The organism is Thauera sp. 28 (genome assembly GCF_000310145.2).
GTDB lineage: Bacteria > Pseudomonadota > Gammaproteobacteria > Burkholderiales > Rhodocyclaceae > Thauera > Thauera mechernichensis.
The window spans coordinates 44,029-63,411 of sequence record NZ_AMXA01000014.1 but is presented as its reverse complement, the minus strand read 5'-3'; the positions used below and the strand labels follow the sequence as shown (position 1 = coordinate 63,411).

22 protein-coding genes and 1 tRNA gene are annotated in these 19,383 nt (G+C 63.6%); 12 read left to right on the top strand and 11 right to left on the bottom strand.

Annotation, left to right across the window (positions count from 1 at the left end; translation table 11 throughout):
* The first annotated feature begins 182 nt into the window (after positions 1 to 182).
* The 6 genes from rfbB (at position 183) to C662_RS19790 (ending at position 5,545) form a co-directional block, all read left to right on the top strand.
* The gene (rfbB, locus tag C662_RS11585; protein ID WP_002929092.1) at positions 183 to 1,259 is read left to right on the top strand and encodes a dTDP-glucose 4,6-dehydratase; all 1,077 of its coding nucleotides are present in this window, start codon (positions 183 to 185) and stop codon (positions 1,257 to 1,259) included.
* On the top strand, positions 1,256 to 2,146 hold the full coding sequence (gene rfbD / locus C662_RS11580; protein ID WP_002929090.1) for a dTDP-4-dehydrorhamnose reductase: 891 nt from the start codon (positions 1,256 to 1,258) through the stop codon (positions 2,144 to 2,146). The genes rfbB and rfbD overlap by 4 nt, the downstream gene beginning before the upstream one ends.
* Positions 2,147 to 2,164: 18 nt before the next feature.
* The gene (locus C662_RS11575) at positions 2,165 to 3,613 is read left to right on the top strand and encodes a mannose-1-phosphate guanylyltransferase/mannose-6-phosphate isomerase (RefSeq protein WP_002929088.1); all 1,449 of its coding nucleotides are present in this window, start codon (positions 2,165 to 2,167) and stop codon (positions 3,611 to 3,613) included.
* A 78-nt stretch (positions 3,614 to 3,691) separates the two neighbouring features.
* Positions 3,692 to 3,776, top strand: a tRNA-Leu gene (locus C662_RS11570).
* 739 nt (positions 3,777 to 4,515) lie between these two features.
* Entirely contained in the window at positions 4,516 to 4,782 is a 267-nt protein-coding gene (locus C662_RS11565; protein WP_002929086.1) for a hypothetical protein, read from the top strand.
* 43 nt (positions 4,783 to 4,825) lie between these two features.
* Positions 4,826 to 5,545 carry a DNA cytosine methyltransferase gene (locus C662_RS19790; protein ID WP_002929085.1) on the top strand — a complete coding sequence of 240 codons (720 nt, stop codon included), beginning with the start codon at positions 4,826 to 4,828 and terminating at the stop codon, positions 5,543 to 5,545.
* A 356-nt stretch (positions 5,546 to 5,901) separates the two neighbouring features.
* On the opposite strand, the gene C662_RS11550 is transcribed toward C662_RS19790, so the two are convergent.
* From C662_RS11550 to C662_RS11515, 10 genes are all read right to left on the bottom strand, one after another.
* A complete protein-coding gene (locus tag C662_RS11550) occupies positions 5,902 to 7,128 on the bottom strand; it encodes a zonular occludens toxin domain-containing protein (RefSeq protein ID WP_002929082.1) in 1,227 nt (408 codons plus the stop codon).
* Between the two features lies 1 nt (position 7,129).
* The gene (locus C662_RS11545) at positions 7,130 to 7,486 is read right to left on the bottom strand and encodes a DUF2523 family protein (RefSeq protein ID WP_002929070.1); all 357 of its coding nucleotides are present in this window, start codon (positions 7,484 to 7,486) and stop codon (positions 7,130 to 7,132) included.
* A gap of 1 nt (position 7,487) precedes the next feature.
* Entirely contained in the window at positions 7,488 to 8,948 is a 1,461-nt protein-coding gene (locus tag C662_RS20445; protein WP_198291897.1) for a hypothetical protein, read from the bottom strand.
* Between the two features lie 121 nt (positions 8,949 to 9,069).
* Positions 9,070 to 9,204 carry a hypothetical protein gene (locus C662_RS20655; protein WP_269745384.1) on the bottom strand — a complete coding sequence of 45 codons (135 nt, stop codon included), beginning with the start codon at positions 9,202 to 9,204 and terminating at the stop codon, positions 9,070 to 9,072.
* A gap of 27 nt (positions 9,205 to 9,231) precedes the next feature.
* Positions 9,232 to 9,510 (bottom strand): hypothetical protein, encoded by a 279-nt coding sequence (locus C662_RS11535; RefSeq protein ID WP_002929066.1) that lies wholly within the window; start codon positions 9,508 to 9,510, stop codon positions 9,232 to 9,234.
* 5 nt (positions 9,511 to 9,515) lie between these two features.
* Positions 9,516 to 9,773 carry a hypothetical protein gene (locus C662_RS11530; RefSeq protein ID WP_002929062.1) on the bottom strand — a complete coding sequence of 86 codons (258 nt, stop codon included), beginning with the start codon at positions 9,771 to 9,773 and terminating at the stop codon, positions 9,516 to 9,518.
* Positions 9,774 to 10,038: 265 nt separating this feature from the next.
* Positions 10,039 to 10,605 carry a DUF4417 domain-containing protein gene (locus C662_RS11525; protein WP_002929060.1) on the bottom strand — a complete coding sequence of 189 codons (567 nt, stop codon included), beginning with the start codon at positions 10,603 to 10,605 and terminating at the stop codon, positions 10,039 to 10,041.
* Positions 10,590 to 11,615, bottom strand: a complete 1,026-nt coding sequence (locus tag C662_RS11520) for a replication initiation factor domain-containing protein (protein ID WP_002929055.1) — start codon at positions 11,613 to 11,615, stop codon at positions 10,590 to 10,592. The genes C662_RS11525 and C662_RS11520 overlap by 16 nt, the downstream gene beginning before the upstream one ends.
* Complete coding sequence (locus C662_RS20310) at positions 11,612 to 11,779, bottom strand: hypothetical protein (RefSeq protein ID WP_157354534.1); 168 nt, start codon at positions 11,777 to 11,779, stop codon at positions 11,612 to 11,614. The genes C662_RS11520 and C662_RS20310 overlap by 4 nt, the downstream gene beginning before the upstream one ends.
* Complete coding sequence (locus tag C662_RS11515) at positions 11,776 to 12,042, bottom strand: hypothetical protein (protein WP_002929042.1); 267 nt, start codon at positions 12,040 to 12,042, stop codon at positions 11,776 to 11,778. The genes C662_RS20310 and C662_RS11515 overlap by 4 nt, the downstream gene beginning before the upstream one ends.
* Positions 12,043 to 12,290: 248 nt before the next feature.
* Here C662_RS11515 and C662_RS11510 point away from each other — a divergent pair, with 248 nt between their 5' ends.
* The 6 genes from C662_RS11510 (at position 12,291) to C662_RS11485 (ending at position 17,925) form a co-directional block, all read left to right on the top strand.
* Positions 12,291 to 12,665, top strand: coding sequence for a transcriptional regulator (locus tag C662_RS11510; protein WP_002929040.1), 375 nt, complete (start codon positions 12,291 to 12,293; stop codon positions 12,663 to 12,665).
* A 100-nt stretch (positions 12,666 to 12,765) separates the two neighbouring features.
* Positions 12,766 to 14,640 (top strand): NAD(P)H-dependent oxidoreductase subunit E, encoded by a 1,875-nt coding sequence (locus tag C662_RS11505; RefSeq protein WP_002929038.1) that lies wholly within the window; start codon positions 12,766 to 12,768, stop codon positions 14,638 to 14,640.
* Positions 14,637 to 15,359, top strand: a complete 723-nt coding sequence (locus C662_RS11500; protein WP_002929036.1) for a 2Fe-2S iron-sulfur cluster-binding protein — start codon at positions 14,637 to 14,639, stop codon at positions 15,357 to 15,359. Before C662_RS11505 ends, C662_RS11500 begins: the two co-directional genes overlap by 4 nt.
* Positions 15,359 to 15,901, top strand: coding sequence for an NADH ubiquinone dehydrogenase (locus C662_RS11495; protein ID WP_002929033.1), 543 nt, complete (start codon positions 15,359 to 15,361; stop codon positions 15,899 to 15,901). Before C662_RS11500 ends, C662_RS11495 begins: the two co-directional genes overlap by 1 nt.
* 57 nt (positions 15,902 to 15,958) lie before the next feature.
* The gene (locus C662_RS11490; RefSeq protein ID WP_002929027.1) at positions 15,959 to 17,425 is read left to right on the top strand and encodes a Ni/Fe hydrogenase subunit alpha; all 1,467 of its coding nucleotides are present in this window, start codon (positions 15,959 to 15,961) and stop codon (positions 17,423 to 17,425) included.
* Between the two features lie 23 nt (positions 17,426 to 17,448).
* Positions 17,449 to 17,925, top strand: coding sequence for a hydrogenase maturation protease (locus C662_RS11485; RefSeq protein ID WP_037984508.1), 477 nt, complete (start codon positions 17,449 to 17,451; stop codon positions 17,923 to 17,925).
* Positions 17,926 to 17,933: 8 nt separating this feature from the next.
* On the opposite strand, the gene radA is transcribed toward C662_RS11485, so the two are convergent.
* Positions 17,934 to 19,343, bottom strand: coding sequence for a DNA repair protein RadA (gene radA, locus C662_RS11480; RefSeq protein ID WP_002929024.1), 1,410 nt, complete (start codon positions 19,341 to 19,343; stop codon positions 17,934 to 17,936).
* Positions 19,344 to 19,383: the final 40 nt, after the last annotated feature.

Here is a 19,383-nt window from a genome sequence, read left to right as displayed (position 1 = left end):
GGCGCCACGGGAACAGCCGCTGGAGCGACGCAATCATGTCTCTTGGCGCCCCGGGCCCCACCTCGAAAGACCCGCCAGGGCCCGACCACGGTGCCGCAGGTGCCAGCTGCCACATCCGGACTGTGCCCGGCCGCTTCCCGATGCCATAATCCAGCCTTTGCAATCAGGACAGGAGCCGTATCTTGATCCTTGTCACGGGCGGCGCCGGCTTCATCGGCGCAAATTTCGTGCTCGACTGGCTTGCTGGCGGCGATGAGGCCGTGCTCAACCTCGATGCGCTCACCTATGCGGGCAATCTCGAGACCTTGGCCAGTCTGGAGCGCAACGCGGCGCACCGCTTCATCCACGGCGACATCTGCGATCGTGCACTGGTCGATGGCCTGCTGGCCGAGCACAGGCCGCGCGCGATCATCCACTTCGCTGCCGAGAGCCATGTCGACCGGTCCATCCACGGGCCGGGCACCTTTGTGCGTACCAACGTCGAAGGCACGTTCACACTGCTCGAAGCCGCGCGCACGTATTGGTCCGGACTGCCGGCCGACGATCGCGAGGCGTTTCGCTTCCTCCACGTCAGCACCGACGAGGTCTATGGCTCGCTCGGGCCACAGGATCCGCCGTTTGCCGAAACCAAGACTTACGAGCCCAACAGCCCGTATTCGGCAAGCAAGGCGGCGAGCGACCATCTCGTGCGCGCCTGGCACCACACCTATGGCTTGCCGGTGCTGACCACGAACTGTTCGAACAATTACGGCCCCTACCAGTTTCCGGAAAAGCTCATCCCGCTCATGATCGTCAACGCGCTGGCAGGCAAGCCGCTGCCGGTGTACGGCGATGGACTCAATGTACGTGACTGGCTCTACGTCGGTGACCATTGCAGCGCGATCCGTGAGGTGCTGGCGCGCGGACGCCCTGGCGAGACCTACAACATCGGCGGCTGGAACGAGATCGCCAACATCGACATCGTGCGCACCTTGTGCCGTCTGCTCGACGAGATGCGTCCCGACCCGGCCGGGCCGCACGAGCGCCTGATCAGCTATGTCAAGGATCGCCCCGGCCACGACCGCCGTTACGCCATCGATGCGCGCAAGATCGAGCGCGAACTGGGCTGGAAGCCGGCGGAGACCTTCGAAACCGGTATCCGCAAGACAGTGCGCTGGTATCTCGACAACCCCGGCTGGATAGCCAATGTGCAGAGCGGCGCTTACCGTGACTGGGTGGCGACCCAGTATGGCGGCAGTGACGCAGGGCAGGGCGCATGAGGATACTGCTGCTGGGCCGCAACGGCCAGGTGGGCTGGGAGTTGCAGCGCGCACTCGCGCCGCTCGGCGAGCTGGTCGCGCTCGATCGCCATGCAGACGCAGGCCTGTGCGGAGACCTCTCTCGCCCGGATGAACTGACCAGCACCATAGGCCGTGTGGCACCAACGGTGATCGTCAATGCCGCGGCCTACACCGCGGTGGACAAGGCGGAGACCGAAGCCGCCCAGGCTCGTCTCATCAACGCCGAGGCGGTGGGGGCACTCGCCGGTGCAGCCCGCGATGCGGGCGCCCTGCTGGTGCATTACTCGACTGACTATGTCTTCGACGGCAGTGGCGAGCGAGCCTGGACGGAGGCCGATGCAACCGGACCGCTGTCGGTGTATGGGCGTACCAAGCTTGAGGGCGAGCAGGCGATCCGCGAAAGTGCTTGCCGGCATCTGATCCTGCGTACATCCTGGGTCCATGCTGCACGCGGCGGAAACTTTGCGCGCACCATGCTGCGGCTGGCGGCCGAACGCGAGGTGCTGAGCGTGATCGCCGATCAGTTCGGCGCCCCCACCGGCGCAGATCTCATTGCAGACGTCAGCGCCCACGCCCTGCGCGCCTGCCTGAGCCGGCCGGAGCTTGATGGCACCTACCACCTCGCCGCGGCCGGCGTGACGAGTTGGCACGGGTATGCACAGTTCGTCATTGACGAAGCGCGCAACCTCGGGCGCGCGCTCAAGGTACGCGAGATCGCCAGGATCGGTAGCGCCGACTATCCCACCGCGGCCGTGCGTCCGCTCAATTCCCGCCTCGACACCACCAAGCTGCGCCATGCCTTCGGGCTCCACCTGCCAGACTGGCGCGACGGCGTCGCGCGCATGTTGCGCGAACTGCAGACCTGACCAAGGACACTCCCGACCATGACCATCAAGAGCGTGATCCTTTCCGGCGGCTCAGGCACCCGCCTGTGGCCTGCCTCGCGTGAAAGTTACCCCAAGCAGTTGCTGCCGCTGACCGGCGAACTGTCCCTGCTGCAGGAGACCGCGGTCCGCCTGAAGGGCTTTGCTGGCGCCGAGGTCGATCCTCGGCCGCTGATCGTTACCAACGAGGAATACCGCTTCATCATCGCCGAGCAATTGCGCCAGATCGGCGTACGAGCGCCGCAGATCGTGCTCGAGCCGGTCGGTCGCAATACGGCGCCAGCGCTCACGCTGGCGGCATTGGCTGCACTGGAGGAGGGTGATCCGGTGCTGCTGGTGATGCCAGCCGACCACGTGATCAGCGATGTCACGGCCTTCCAGCAGGCGATCGCAGAAGGCGCGCGAGCCGCCGCAGGAGGTGCGCTGGTGACCTTCGGCATCGTGCCGGACCGGCCTGAGACCGGCTACGGCTACATCCGAGCCGGGGCCCCGGTTGCCGACACCGGCACGGCACGTGGCCTGGCCGAGTTCGTCGAGAAGCCGGACCGCGCCACTGCCGAGCGCTATGTCGCGAGCGGGGCCTACTTCTGGAACAGCGGCATCTTCATGATGAAGGCCTCGGTGTGGCGTCAGGCGATCGCGCGTTTCAATCCCGACATGGAAGCCGCCTGCGCGCGCGCTTTTACCGCCCGCAGCACGGATGCGGACTTCATCCGCCTTGACGCCCCCGCCTTCGAGGCCAGCCCGAGCGATTCGATCGACTACGCGGTCATGGAACGCATCGCCGAAGCGCCGGAGCTGGGGCAGGGGGTGGTCGTACCCTTATCCGCCGGCTGGTCGGACGTTGGTGCCTGGGATGCGCTATGGGCCGTCTCGGACAAGGATGCAGACGGTAACGCCGCGCGCGGCGAGGTGCTGTTCGAATCAAGCCGGAACACTCTGGTACATGCCGGCAGCCGTTTGGTCGCCGCGATCGGCTGCGAGGACATGATCGTGGTCGAGACGCCGGATGCGGTGATGGTCGCGCACAAGGAGCGAACGCAGGACGTCAAGAAGGTCGTGGCGCGCCTGAAGGCCGAAGGCCGCAGCCTGACGCAGAGCCATCGCAAGGTGTACCGGCCCTGGGGCTGGTACGACTCGATCGACGCCGGCGAGCGTTTTCAGGTCAAGCGCATCGTCGTCAATCCCGGCGCCAAGCTCAGCCTGCAGATGCATCATCACCGCGCCGAACACTGGATCGTGGTGAAGGGTACGGCCGAGGTCACCAATGGCGACCGGACCTTCCTGCTCGGCGAGAACGAATCCACCTACATTCCGCTGGGACACACGCATCGCCTCGCCAACCCGGGCAAGCTGCCGCTGGAGATCATCGAGGTGCAATCTGGCAGCTATCTTGGCGAGGATGACATCGTGCGTTTCGAGGACAACTACGGCCGCACCGCCAGCTGACGGGACGCATGGCACGGCACCTGACGGCCGATCGGGCAGGTGCTGTGTATAATGCGCTCCGCTTCAGACGTGACACCCGCGGGGATGGCGGAATTGGTAGACGCACTGGATTTAGGTTCCAGCGCCGCAAGGCGTGAGAGTTCGAGTCTCTTTCCCCGCACCACATTGTTTTAAAAGGCCTTTCAAGCCAGGCCGTGACGTGGCCTGACCGCATTCGCGGATGCGTGTGGGCAGTATTGGTGCAGTGGTGCCCAAACTGCCGAAGCGCGAGACAGCCTGCAGAGTGACTCTTTCCCCCACCCTCTGCGATCACAAAAACACGATAATCTGCGTTATGTTAAGTAGCCACCGTGGACTGCATGATGCGCTCCAGCCGTGCCGCTGATGTTTCGCATGATGGATGCATGAGCACGCGACAGACCGCGTGCAGCTCGAACGGACAGACGCCCGCCTCCAAGAGCCGCCGCTTCTCGTGCTGAATCCGCCGCTGCCATGTCCTGACGGTCGGCGTCGATGCTGGCCTCGCCATGCGACGAAACCAGTAGAGTTGCCGGAGATTCTGGGACCAATCTGGAAACATCGTTGCGGGCTGCAAGGCCAATAGAAAGTCAGAGCGCTACGCGCTGAGTGCCTCCCGGCAGGCTCACCGCTCGTTGCACCTCCACCGCCCTTCCTTCCTTCCCTCGTTTCGTCCCCTTCGCTTTGTTGTCCGCCTGTCAGTTCGTCCCATCAAGGGTGAAGTGTACGGGACGGGCCCGCCCTTGACGTTCCGCCCTGACAGGCGGCCCCCACGCTTACGGCGACGAACTCAGGAAGTACGGAAGGACTCAGCCAGCGATGCAACAACCGGAGAGGATCAAACGATCGGCTCCGAATCTAGGAACCCGGTAGGAGAGAAAACCATGATCCCCGCAAGCCTTCGCAAGTCAGCAGAATTCCTGTCCCGTCAGATGGTGTTGGCACTCGCCGACATAACAGGCCGAATTGCAGACCGGATCAGGGCTGCTCAAGACCCGCTGAAGAAGGCACGCGCCCTCATCGCCGAAGCGCTGCGGCTGATCGACCGTCACAGCAGTAACGGTGCCGCGAACACTGCGCGACTGGTGCGCGCGGAGGCGATCCGGTTCTACGGCGTGCGTGACTGCAACTTCTACGGAATCGCTCGTTGATCCTGCCTGTTTCGGCTATTCGGAATATCGTGTGGAAGGGACTATGAATGAGCTGGCTCTTTTCGCAGGCGCTGGTGGCGGAATACTCGGCGGCCACCTGCTGGGATGGCGCACCATCTGCGCAGTTGAACGTGATGCCTACGACGCACAAGTTCTGGCGCTTAGGCAAAACGATGGAGCCCTCCCAGCTTTCCCGATTTGGTCTGACGTGTGCAGTTTTGACGGAAGACCATGGCGCGGCCTTGTTGACGTGGTTTCTGGCGGGTTTCCGTGCCAGGACATATCCTCCGCCGGTTTTGGCGCTGGCATATCTGGAGAGCGCTCAGGGCTTTGGCGGCAGATGGCTAGAATCGTCGGTGAAGTACGACCTCGATTTGTCTTCGTGGAGAACTCACCGCTGCTTGTGGGAAGAGGCCTTGCCGTGGTCATCAGTGACCTTGCCGAATTGGGGTATGACGCGCAGTGGCTGCGTCTATCAGCATCCGATTGCGGAGCGCCCCATAAGCGTGATCGCCTCTGGGTTGTGGCCGACGCCGAGCGGCTGCACATCAGGGAAGAACCATGTAGCCGGCAGGCTGGACGAGTGGGGAGGTTCAGGGAATCCATTCCGTGGGACGGAGATTGCTTCGGTGCGCTGCGCCAGTTTCGAAGAGTGGATGATGGGTTGGCCTATGGGGTGGAGCGCACTGATGCCATTAGAAATGGACAAGTTCCACTTGTGGCAGCAACAGCATTCTCAATTCTCACTGGGCCGCGCCCCTAAGGAAGCTGCGTGACCGATCTCAACATGACTCACTCACCACACGTTAATCCGCTGAGCGCCTGTTTCAGCGCCTGCGATCTTCGGTCAGCTTCTCGTACGCCAGTTGGCGCGCTTGCTCCATCGAAAGGTATGGATGCCTCCTGCGCTCGTACTCTGCGAGGCGTTGCGCCTTCGCAGCATCGCCCAGGCAGGCAGTCAGTAACGGATCATGGCGTGGCCGGGTGATCCCTCTCGAGGTCGGCGTCTTGCGTCGGCGACGGCGTACAAGAAGCAGCATGAGCAATACGGCTACCAGGACACCGGCGATGGTTATGACATGGGTTTCCATGCGCCGGAATATACCGGGACGGCCCTGGTTAGCTCGTGACTTCCTTCACGGTTCCGCCCGGCGCTTTCCCTGCCGGGTCCCCCCCGCGAGCGGGGTCCCCCCCGTCAGTCTGCGCTGCGGTCGGCCTTGCTGTGGTGACGCCCCCGAACGGCGTGACCGTTGCCATAGGTGCATCGCATCGTACCCACATGGCGTTGCCCTCGTAGGTGGCCCTGAATAGGCACTCGCCCACTGGCTCGACGCCATAGCCCGCTGTGCGTAGCTCTTCGTCGGTGGTCTGCCGGACTACCTGACCGTTCTGGCTGAACGCGAGTCCATAGCGGATACGATCGCCCATCTGGATATAGCCGGTGACGTGCATGCCCAGGCCATCGAATGGGGCCCGCTTCGAGCTGGCGACCGGCGCTGTGACTGGTGGCGCTGCCGTCGTTACGCGGTCAGGCTCGTGTGTCCGCACGGGTGCGGCGACCACCGTGGGCTGTGTCTGTACTTGTTGTTGCCCGGTCGGGCGTGGCTCCGGTTGTTTCGGCTCCGGGAAGAGTGCCCAATCGCCGAAGATGAGGTATCCGAGCCCGCCCAGCAGGAGGACCGCTGCACCCTTGAACGACCAGTGATGCCAGATCGGGCGGATGTCGCCCGCTGCGAGTTCGGCCCCCCCTCCCCTGGTGTGACTCTTGTACAGCTTGAAGTACGCCGGCTTGTAGCTGCGAACGGCTTCGTTGACTACGGCCCCGCGTAGGCCGTCCTGCACCTTCCGTATGTAACTCGTACTGGTGCCGAGCGCGGTCGCCTTGCGCACGCGATAGACCACCTGAACGAGGTCGCGGATCGCGCGGTTGATCTTGCCGTAACTCTGGGTGATCAGGAGCACGTCAGCCGACTCGTGCCGGTGAAGGGAATACCAGTGCTCGACCTCAATCGGCGTGCCTTGCGCGGGCAGAGGAATGTGGCACTCATCGATGACATACAACGGGCCGGCTCCCGTCTCGGGGTGCCTCCAGTCGTCCCCGTAGTCCTCGGCATGGCTGAAGGCCGCTCGATTCTGATACTTGCCGTCATTGCGGCGTGGTGCCCTGGTCTCGTGCCGAAGCTCGATCAGGCCCGCATAGGACGGCTCCAGCGCGTAGATTTCATCGAGTTGCAGCGGCAGGTTCGTGATGACCTTGCGACCCTGCGACAAGGCCGGCAGGACGTGGTACGCGACGGCCTCGTAGCTTTTGCCGCCCCCTGGAGCACCTAGCAGAAGATTAATCATGTCAGGAGCCCAGGCGAACGAACGGAATCACCTGCATTGCCAGCCGGATGAGCGCCGCTGTGGCGATGATGCCGAGCGCCTCGGCGAGTCCGATCAAGCCCAGCACATTGAGGATTTCCGCTGGCAACGCGCCCCAGGTCGAGGCGTATTGTGTGAGCCCGTCGAGGTCGAGGGCTTCCACCGCCGCCGCTGCGATGTCGAGGACTTGGGCGAAGATCCATACCGGCAAGTCCGTTGCGAACTCCCACAGATCCACGAAGACCTGCACGAAGAGACGCGCGATGAAATCGAGACCATCAGTAATCGCCTTGAGCAGGTCCGAGAAAAACCGCCCAATGGCGGCGAACACTGCACCCATGTCAGCCCCCTATGACTAAGCGCCGCGCGACGAACAAGGCGCTGAGAATCATCACCGCCTTGATGAACGGCCAGATGATGCACGGCGGCTGCATGACCATCGTGCCGAAATTGCCCATTGCCCCGAAGTTGAACGTGAGCGACCACGATGGGCACTCACCGCCAGACGGTATGCCGTTGGTGAGCGACCGCATGAAGTTCGCCAGACTGGACCCGTCAATACGCTGCTTGAAGCCGTCCCACTCTCCCGCAAACCCGTCCGGGTATTTCTGCTCGTAGAAGTCTGGCACCTCCGGGAGAGATGACGGCGAATAGGTGAGGCTGTATTGCTCGGGCTCTTCGCGCTCCCCCGGCTGTGGCTGTTTCGTCTCGGTGCTTTCGGTCTGGGTGCCGTCCGGGTTCGTGGTCGTGGTCGTCGTGGTCTGGGTGATCGTGATCGTGGTCGTGTTGTTCGTCGTGTTCGTGTTGTACGTGAGGTTGTTGGTGGTGTTGGTGGTGATGGTCGTGGTGCCCGCCGGACTGGTGGTAGTGGTCGTGGTCGTCTCACCCGGCACGGTCGTCGGGCCGTCCGCCTCGTGGCCGTCAGGTGTGGGCGTGTAGCCCGCTTCAATCAAGCGCCTTGCGAGGTCCGAGCCCATGCCCCGCCCAACTAGATCAACGTAAATGGCATCTTCGAGTTCTTTGTCCGTCGCTGGTCGGGTCGGATTGACGCATCGGCCACTAACGGTCAAACGTTGGCCGCTCTCACAAATCTCGGCACCGCTGTATCTCATATACGCATATTGATTGTTTCCGTTATAGGTATAACGAATACGGATGCGGTCAACCGTCGTGAGTGATGCATCGGCCTTTGTGTACGTGATCGTTTGGACAGGCGGGCCGTCCGAAACAATGCAAGTAATGGTGACCGGCGCGGCTTGCCCGACTTTGTTCGCCAAGGCGGTTTTATCGGGGTCCCACCAACCTGCGAATGCCTCAGCGACAGCCTTTCGCGCATCAAAGCAATGTCGAGTTGGGAAGACATCTCCGCCACTGAAACCGCCGATCACGGTAAAACCGCCCAGCGTCGGGTCGGGCTGACCGTCGTCTTCTCCGGGAATCAGCCAGCCTTGGGCCTCATCCCATACGAGGTCCGCGAGCGTGAGCCCAATACCAATGGGACCGGCTTTCCTGGCTAGGCCGACGCCCATCTTTGCGAGCGTCCCCGGCGAGAACTTGCGTACCCCATGCACATCGAACGTATGCGAACCCATCTTGATTTTGTTGATGTCCCGCATCTTTCCCCATCCATCGGGGGCGTCTGGGAAATCGTAGATCGGGCCACCCGTACGGCGAGGGGCGTTGATGCCGTCGGGGTAGTTGAAGTTGATCGATGATCCGTAGCGCGCTGGCCCGTTGAGCTGCTGTTGCGCATACGCGAACGTCACCGCGCCCCCGAACAGGAGCCCGACGACGAAGAACAAGGCGAGGCGGAGCGCTCTCACAAGCGCCCCCCTACACCCCAGACGATGGCGAGCGCGACCGCCGCCCCGATCAGAGCAACAATCACCCAGAACAAGGCGAGGATCGGCCCGGCGATCATCTTTACGCCGCCTTGATGGCGCGCTTGCCGAAGGCGGAGCCCTTGAACGCCATGTTGATGCCGATACCGACCACCAGCAGGGCGACCACAGCGGTGAGGGCGTCACCGAACGAGACAGCAGCGAGAACGTCAGCCATTTGTACTACTCCTTTTGAAATTGGGCGTTATGCCCTACGAATTGCCTCTGCCACCCATCCGGTAACGAGGCCCAAAGCCCAACCCGCAATCACGGCACCGAACCCCCAGGCGGCGACTTCCGTCACCGTTTCAGGCGTGATGCCGTAAGTTGCAAAGTCAGGAATACTTGCAAGTCCGTGGGTGAGGTCGTAATACTCCGACCGTTCCAGGAGGTAATAATCGCCGCAGTCATCGACGCCGTTTTCCACCGTCATAGGCCACGTGTAATGCGTGCCGTCCAATTCAATGTGGATGCACTGAGCCATTACGGTTACGCAGCCGCTTTCTGTTGAACCGGATGCAGCGCACGCACGAAGGCGGTGAGGCGGCGATTGCGGTCGGTGTCAAGGGCGACCTCCACGGCGTACTGACCAGGGACGAAGTGCTGGCGATCCGGCAAGAGCGCTTCCATGAACACGCGCTTGTTGTCCGGGAGGGTGATCAGCCCTTCAACGATGGTGAAATGGCGCGAGGGGTCTTTGCGACCCTGAATGACGCGGGATGCCGTGAGTTCGAAAGGGAAACGCATTTTTTAATCTCCAGCCGCTATTAAGGATTTCGGGACTTGCGGCATAGGTCCCTGGGGCGTTACTTCTGGCGTCTCGCCCGTTCGCGTTCGATAAGGTCTGTGAAATATGATTGCTGGCCACCCGACCTGGATGCACCATCAATGCGCTGATTAAAACCACTGGCATAGGTGAGCTGGCGGTACTGTTCCAGGCGCTGATCTGACACCTCAGTAATCCAGCTTTCCCTATCTGGGTACTCTTCCCGTCGTGTTCTGCCCCCCACGGCTACGCCTCTTTTTGTGCAGCAGTAACCTTGCTGGCAAGACTTCGCCAGACCAGCGGCACGGGCAGAAAACACTCCCATCTACGCCCAAACACGACGAGCGCAAGCGGTTCCGCCTCTTCCGCCCACTTCGTAACTTCCTCTTCCCATTGCTGGCGGTTCTCGGGCCGGGGTGCGCGGATGGCCCACACGGAGTCCCTTTCGACGTGGTACGCACAGCCGCTGCGAAACGACACGACCGGGAGGACCGAAACGCCGAAGCTCTGCCAGTACTTGGCGACTGTGGCCGAGCGCCACGCTTGGTACGTGCGCCACTGCTGGGGGTCATCGAGGTACGCCGTAAAATCAGGTGCGGTCACGATCCCGGCTGCACGCGCGATTAGCGCGCCCTCTTCCGGTCGCCGCCAGAAGAACTCTTGCCGGTAGTCATCTACAAACGTATGAAGGGGGCCACCCCGCCAGCGTCCGCGCCCTTGCCACTCATGTGGAATGGCGAGGTTTCCAGGCGCATACACCCGTTGTTGCTCGAGGCCGCAGAACGCGGGCGGCAAACCTACGCGCCGAGCCATGCGACCCCCTCAACTGCATGCATGCCGTTCGTGCCCTGCCCTACGCGCCACTTCGCGCGCTGGAGCCGGAATGCCTTGTAGAGGTCTGACACCTCATCGGGTGTGGCTTTAGCCGCCCATGCCGGAGCGGTGGCGGTGGTGTACGTGCGCTCGGACTCATCCAAAGCCAGGAACGCGCGGATTGGCGCTACCAGCTTCTTCGGCAACTCAGGCACATGCAGACGCGCCATCACTTCCTGCACCGTCAAGCCGAGGGCGAGCAGGCCATGTATGACGCGACCGGCCTGCTTCCGGGCGTGGTCGGTTGCTCGCTCGATGTGCGCCTGAGCGACGTGCGCAATCGTCTTGATCACGCGCTGTTCGAGGGAATGCGATTCGAACGCGCGGTACGATCCGGCGAAGTACTTCCCCGGCTGGCGGATCGCATCGACGGGAATTTCCCGGTGACGGTTGCGCCATTCGACCTCGCAGCGGAACCACGGCGACGCCGGGTCGCCCTGCTCTTTGCCTTTCTCGTAGCCGCGAAACAGCTTGCCGCTTTCGCGTGAGCCCAGGTAGAACGTGCAGCCCTTACCGCTGCCCATGTCATCGACCAGACGCGGCACCGGCTTTGCGCCTCGCGCGGGATTGAACTCGCCGCTTTCGTACGCCGCCTTGCACCAATCCAGGTTGTACCTGGTGCCGTCGAAATCATCGACGGCCAAATCCAGGCGGGTGATACGGGCTTCGAGCATCGTGAGCGAATCGGCGACCGCATCCCAATCCTTGACTTGCATGCAGCCCGCGCCGGTCATCTCGATATGCACGGTGTCACCGTTGCCGCCGAATGCGACAAGGCCAATCCCATCCACGTCAAGGCGGTGCTTATAGCCGTTCCACCCCTTGCAGGTCTCGGACACCTTGATTTCGACACCGAGCCAGCCGCGAAGCAGGATTTCGATGCTTTGCTTGGCGTTGGTGGCATCCATCCAGAAGGTGACGCCGAGGAAGTCAATGAAGGCGGTACTCATTGCGAAAGCTCCAACCAGGCCGGAAGAAAATGGAGGCCATAGGCCACGGCATCCGGGACGCCGAGCGGCGCGCGCCCAAGGCGCACAACCGGAGGCAATAGCTTGCCGGTACGGCCCGAGCGAAGGACCGACACCGTGATCGTTTTCCGCCCGATGGTGATCATTGCCCGCGCTCCGAATCAGCAATGAGGTGATCAAACCCGAGCGCCAGGGCGAGCGAAGCGGCAACACTGGAACCGTGACGGGTCTCAACTGCACCGACGAGACGGGCGAAGAACAGCCGCGCCGGATCACCTCCCCGCGTGTCTGTGCTGGACTGATACGCAATGTCGATCAACAACGGGACATCGAGCGTAGGGACGCCCCCCGCGACGGCTTGCGCCGCCGGGAGTTGCGAGGGGCTTTGACTGGTCGTGGCTTGTTGCATGGCAGTTCTCCCAAACTGGTTGATTAAGGCCGCGCTACCGTCGAACCGCTTACGCGAGTTCAGACGCCGCGCTACCGAATTAGGCCCGTATTACTAGACGGGCCTTCAAGCCTTGCGGCTTTCTACCCCCTCCTGAGGGGGGGGTAATTGTTGGCACCTGCCAACGGAGCGAACTGTAACCACCTGCCAACTATGTTGTCAAGTGCCAACGCAGAACATATGCTGAATTGCAAAACATGGAGACGACCATGCACACCCGCGAATACTTAGACGCCGCGCGCCGCAAGATCGGCGCTGAATCAAACGCAGAACTCGCCCGCGCACTGGGTCTGAGCCGTGCAGCCATGACGAAGTACTACAACGGCGAGCGGATCATCGACGACTACACAGCCGCCCGGCTGGCTGGACTTGTCGGAATCGACCCGCTGAAGGTGATCGCGCAAGCGAATGCAGAACGCGAGAAGGACGGCAATCGGCGCGCCTATTGGGAAAAAATCGCGAAGCTCGGCGGCATGGCAGCGTCATTGACTGCGGGCGCTGGTGTCATTTTGCTACTGTCACCCTCGCCCGCCATTGCCGCGCCCTTGCTCGTTTCTGCCCTCACCACGATCTGCGTTATGTAAACTTAACGAGTTGATCACGCCATTGGAAACTTGATAACTGATACTCCACGCTTCCCGCCATAATGCAGGAGCAAGAGCACGCAATGGCCGGGAGTACGCTGTGGACGCATCGGAGCTCGATCGCATTCTCGTGCAACATCGCCGAGAGCCCTCTCAACTTCTGCAGATCCTTATCGATGTGCAGGAACAGGCGGGATGGCTGCCGCCGGACGTCATCAGCGCCATTGCGTCCGCGCTAGCCGTGCCGCGTGTGCGGGTCGAGAGCACGGCGAGCTTCTACAGTTTTCTCCACACCCAGCCTGCAGGCGAATACCGGCTGCTGTTCTCGGACAACATCACTGACCGTATGCTCGGCAACACCGGGCTGATGAGCGCCCTATGCGAGCAACTCTGGCTCGAACCAGGCCGGCTTTCCGAGGATGGATTGGTGCGCGTGGACACGACATCGTGCACCGGCATGTGCGACCAGGGGCCAGCCCTGCTCGCGAACGGCCGTGCGATCACCCGCCTGACTGTCGACCGGATCAACGAGATGGCGCACCTCGTTCGCAGCCGCGTACCCATCGGCGATTGGCCACCCGAATGGTTCGAGGTGGCGGACAACATCCAGCGTCGTGACGTCCTGCTCGATCATCGGTTGAGCCCGGGCGAAGCGCTCGCAGCGGCGCTCGACCGTGGCGCAGCCGGGCTGCTTGCCGAGATCGAGCGGTCGTCCCTGCGTGGTCGGGGGGGCGCAGGCTTCGGCAGCGACATCAAATGGCGCTCGTGCCGCGACGCCTGGGGCGACGCGCACTACGTTATCTGCAATGCCGACGAAGGCGAGCCAGGTACTTTCAAGGATCGTGTCCTGCTCAACAGCTACTTCGACCTCGTCGTCGATGGCATGTGCATCGCCGGCCTCGCGATTGGCTCGAGCAAGGGTTTCATCTACCTGCGCGGCGAATACCGCTACCTGCTCGACCGCCTCCAGGCACGCCTGGCGCAACGCCGCGAACAAGGCCTGCTGGGGCGCAACATCCTGGGCCGCGGCTTCAGCTTCGACATCGATATTCACCTTGGTGCCGGCGCCTATATCTGCGGCGAGGAGTCGGCACTCATCGAATCGCTCGAGGGCAAACCGGGTAAGCCGCGTATCCGGCCGCCCTTCCCTGTCACCAACGGCTACCGGGGTCAGCCCACCACGGTGAATAACGTTGAGACGCTCGCCCTCGCAGCCCTCATTGCCGTCCGTGGCGGCGAGTGGTTTCGCGCCATCGGCACGCCCGCCTCCACCGGCACCAAGTTGCTGTCGGTGTCGGGCGACGTCGCCCGTCCGGGGATCTACGAGTTTCCTTTCGGGGTTACCGTGGCCGACGTGCTGCAGGCCGCGGGCGCCCGCGACACCCTGGCCGTCACCAGTGCGGGCGCGGCAGGTCATTGTCTGGATGAGCACGAGTTCGGGCGCCGGATTGCCTTCGAGGACGTGGCCACGGGCGGCTCGATCATGGTGTTCGACCGCAGCCGCGACATGCTTGAGGTCGCGCGCAACTTCGCTCACTTCTTCGCCCATGAGAGCTGCGGTTTCTGCACACCGTGCCGGGTCGGCACCGTGGTGGTTGCCCGCCTGATTGATAAGTTGGCTGCCGGGCGTGGCTCGCCCTACGACCTTGAGGAGATGGCGAAGATGCACGTTCTCATGCAAGGGGCGAGCCATTGCGGACTTGGCAATACCGCGACCATCGCAGTCAACGACATGCTCTCCCGCTTCCGTTCGGTATTCGAGAGCAGGCTCCAGTCAAGCGAATACGAGCCCGCCTTCGATCTGGATGCCGCATTGTCGCGGGCGCGCCAGATGACCGGCCGGGACGATCCGGGCGCTCACCTGGGCAGCAACCTTAGCGCTATCGACACCCATCGGCATCCGCCCGATTGGGGTGATGCGACATACGCGCCCTTCCCCGCTACGCCAAGCCCTGCGAAGGATGAACAGCCATGAAGGACACCTTCCTGCTTGATGGCGAAGAAGTGGCCTTCACGCCGGGCCAGACGGTGATGCAGGCAGCAACTGCTGCTGGCAAGTACATCCCGCACCTGTGCTGGCATCCGGACTTTGCTGCGCACGGATCCTGCAAGCTGTGTACGGTGAGGATCGACGGCCGGCTGGCGACCGCCTGTACCGTGCGTGCGGCGGCGGGCCAATCAGTGGAAAGCGAAACCGAGGAACTGGCAGACAAGCGCCGTACCCTGCTGCAGTTGCTGTTCGTCGAGGGCAACCACTTCTGCCCATCCTGCGAGAAGAGCGGCGATTGCGTGCTGCAGGCCACGGCTTACAGGCTGGGCATGCTCAGCCCCCACTTCGACCACTTCTATCCCGACCGGGCCGTCGATGCCTCGCACCCGGACGTACTCCTCGACTTCAACCGCTGCATCATGTGCGAGCTGTGCGTGCAGGCCAGCCGCGACATTGATGGCAAGGACGTGTTTGCCCTGTCCGGGCGCGGCACGCGTTCGCATCTCATCGTCAACAGCGTCTCCGGCCAGCTGGCGGAAACGCGCTTTGCCGCCAGCGATCGTGCGGCCACGATCTGTCCGGTGGGCGTGATCCTGCGCAAGCGCGTGGGCTTCGCCGTGCCGATCGGCAAGCGCACCTATGATCGCGAACCGATCGGGGCCGTCCGGGCAGACACCGTGCACACCGACAAGGAGCCAGGCTGATGGCGGGCAAGCTCAAGGTCTCGACCGTGTCGCTGGCAGGTTGCTTCGGTTGCCACATGTCTTTGCTGGATATCGACGAACGCCTGCTGACGTTACTCGAAAGGGTGGAGTTCGACCGCTCACCGATTACCGACATCAAGCACTGCAGCCCCTGCGACATCGGACTGATCGAGGGTGGCGTGTGCAATGCCGAGAACGTGCACGTGCTGCGCGAGTTCCGCGCCAACTGCAAGGTGCTGGTCGCACTCGGCGCCTGTGCGGTCAATGGCGGCCTGCCGGCGCAGCGCAATGCGCTCGACGTCGGCGAGATCCTGCAGATGGTGTATCGCACCGGGCACGGGCTGGCGCCGGGCAGCGCCGTACCCGACGACCCCGAACTGCCACTGCCGCTGAACCAGGTGCATCCGGTGCACGAGGTAGTGCGGATCGACTACTTCCTGCCTGGCTGCCCGCCCTCGGCTGATGCGATCTGGTCATTCCTGAACGATCTCATCGAAGGTCGTGCGCCCAGGCTCGGCCACGGCCTGCTGCAGTACGACTGAGACGGTACATAGGCACCCCATGCGCTCAACACGGATATGCCGCAAAGGACAGACGCCATGAGCTTGGATCTCGAAACCGCAACCGTTGCACGCGACAGACTACGCCGCGTCGCCATCGACCCGGTCACGCGCGTGGAGGGCCACGGCAAGGTCACCATCCTGCTCGACGAGGACAACAAGGTGCATCAGGTGCGCCTGCACATCGTCGAGTTCCGCGGCTTCGAGCGCTTCATCCAGGGCCGACCTTACTGGGAAGTACCGGTGATGGTGCAGCGTCTGTGCGGTATCTGCCCGGTGTCCCATCATCTCGCGGCGAGCAAGGCGCTCGACCTGATCGTCGGCGCCACGACCCTGACGCCGACGGCCGACAGAATGCGCCGGCTCATGCACTATGGCCAGATCCTGCAGTCGCATGCGCTTCACTTCTTCCATCTGTCCTCGCCCGACCTGCTGTTCGGCTTCGAGTCCGAGCCCGGTCGCCGCAACATCGTGGGCGTGGCGGAGCAGTTTCCCGACATTGCCCGCAAGGGCATCCTGCTGCGCAAATACGGACAGGAGGTGATCCGGCTCACCGCAGGCAAGCGCGTCCATGGCACCGGTGCTGTGCCAGGTGGCGTCAATCGCTCGCTGAGCAGCGCCGAGCGCCAGTTGCTGCTCAGAGACGCCTACCAGATGATCGCCTGGAGCCGGGAGGCGGTCGAGATCGTCCGCCGCATCCATGAACAGGACCCCACGCTCTACGACAGTTTCGGCAGCTTCGAGTCGAACTTCATGGGCATGGTCGCCCCCGACGGCAGCCTCGACCTCTACGACGGCGCGCTGCGTGCTCGTGACGCAGACGGGCGCATCCTCTTCGACCAGGTCGACTACCAGACTTACGACAGCCTGATCATGGAAGAGGTCAAACCCTGGACCTACATGAAGTTCCCCTACCTCGCCGCACTCGGCCCCGAGCGCGGCTGGTACCGGGTCGGACCGCTGGCGCGAGTGCAGAACTGCGACAGCATCCCCACGCCGTTTGCCGACCATGAGCGGCGGACCCTGCTTGCCTACGCCGGTGAGCGCCCGATGCACGCCACGCTGGGCTATCACTGGGCGCGCATGATCGAGATGCTGTTTGCCGCGGAGACGATCAAGGATCTCCTCCACGACGACGATATCGAGGGTGACGAGCTGATGGTGAGCGGGGCCCGCCGGCGCGAGGGCGTCGGTGTCATCGAGGCGCCGCGCGGCACCCTGTTCCACCACTACCAGGTCGGCGACGACGACCTCGTCACCATGGCCAACCTCATTGTGTCGACCACCAACAACAATCAGGCGATGAATGCCGCGGTGCGCGAGGTGGCCAGGCGCTACCTGGACGGCCGCGAGCTCACCGAAGGGCTGCTCAATCACATCGAGGTTGCCATTCGCGCTTACGACCCCTGCCTGTCGTGCGCGACCCACGCCCTGGGCAGGATGCCGCTCGAGGTACGGCTGGTCGACGCCGCGGGTGAGGAGCTCGACCGCCGCTGCCGTCAGTGAGCCCGGGCACAGCGCATGCTGACATGAGCATACGGACGCCGCCGCCGATTCTCGTGTTCGGCTGGGGCAACCCCAGCCGCGGTGACGACGCACTCGGCCCCCTTTTCATCGACGCCCTCGCTGGTCGCGCGCTGCCCGGTGTCGAGTGCCTGACAGACTTCCAGCTCCAGGTCGAACATGCACTCGACCTGCGCGACCGGCAGCGCGTGCTCTTCGTCGATGCTTCGGTCGACGCCGGGCACCCTTTCGAGGTCAGCACAGTCCTGCCGGCGCGCGACACCAGCTTCACCACGCATGCGGTGTCGCCGCAGGTGGTGCTGAGTGTGTTCGAGGACCTGGAGCGATGCCCGCCGCCCCCTTCAACGCTCCTCGCCATCCGCGGTGAGCAGTGGGCGCTGGGTACCGAGCCGTCGCCGCAGGCAATGGCCCGGCTCGCAGCGGCCCTGGACTGGGCGCAGGCGTGGTGCACAACCAGCCCGCCGGCGCCCGAAGGCGGCTGAGCGCGGCCTCACTCGAGTTCGCGCAAGGCCTCCAGCGCCTCGTCGACGCGCTCCACGGCGATCACCCGCAATCCGTCGATGGCCTGCTTGGGCGCATTCGCGCGCGGCACGATGGCGGCGTCGAAGCCGAGTTTGGCTGCTTCCTTCAGGCGCTCCTGGCCGCGCGGCGCGGGGCGGATCTCACCGGCAAGGCCGACCTCGCCGAACACGGCCAGGCCACGACGCAAGGGGCGATCGCGCAGCGAGGACACGATCGCGAACAGGATCGCGAGATCGGCAGCCGGCTCGGTGATCTTCACCCCGCCCACCGCATTCACGAACACGTCCTGGTCGAAGCACACAATGCCGGCGTGGCGATGCATCACCGCCAGCAGCATGGCCAGCCGCGTCTGCTCGAGGCCGACCGAAAGCCGGCGCGGGTTGGGGCTCTGCGACGCATCGACAAGCGCCTGCACCTCGACCAGCAGCGGACGCGTTCCCTCCTGGGTGATCAGCACGCAGCTGCCCGGCACCTGCTGGGAGTGCTGCGACAGGAAGATCGCCGACGGGTTGGACACGCCGCGCAGCCCACGCTCGGTCATCGCGAACACGCCGAGCTCATTGACCGCACCGAAGCGGTTCTTGAAAGCACGGATGAGACGGAAGCTCGAATGCGTGTCGCCCTCGAAGTACAGCACGGTATCGACGATGTGTTCGAGCACCCGCGGACCGGCGAGCGCCCCGTCCTTGGTGACATGGCCGACGAGGATCAGGCAGGTGCCGCTCTGCTTGGCAAAGCGCGTGAGCTGGGCCGCGCATTCGCGCACCTGCGCCACCGAACCCGGGGCCGACTGCAGGGTTTCGGAATAGACGGTCTGGATCGAGTCGATGACCGCCACCCGCGGCCTCGCCTCGCGCAGTGTGTGCAGGATGCGCTCAAGGTTGATCTCGGCCAGCATCTGCAAGGGCGTCGCAGGCAGCTGCAGGCGCTGGGCACGCAGCGCGACCTGTTCGCCCGACTCCTCGCCGCTCACATAAACTGCGGTCGTGCGCACCTCCTCTGCGCCCGCGCCTGCCCCCTGCTGCAGCGTCGCAAGGTTGGACAGGGCCTGCAACAGCAGCGTCGACTTGCCGATCCCCGGATCGCCACCGATCAGCACGACACCGCCGCTCACCAGTCCGCCGCCGAGCACACGGTCGAATTCGTCCAGTCCGGTTGGCTGGCGGGGTTCCTCCTTGGGCTGCAGCGCAGACAGGGGGCGCAGTCGCGCGGTATCGCCGGCCAGGGCCGCAAAGCGGTTGCCGGCCGATGACGTTGCCGGCTCAAGGACGGTTTCGACCAGCGTGTTCCAGGCCTGACACTGCGGGCACTGACCCTGCCAGCGCACCGCCTGTGCACCGCACTCGGTGCACACGAACGCAGTCTTCGCGCGTGCCATCAGTCAGTTACGGTGCGGGCAGTCGGAAATTGGCCGTCTG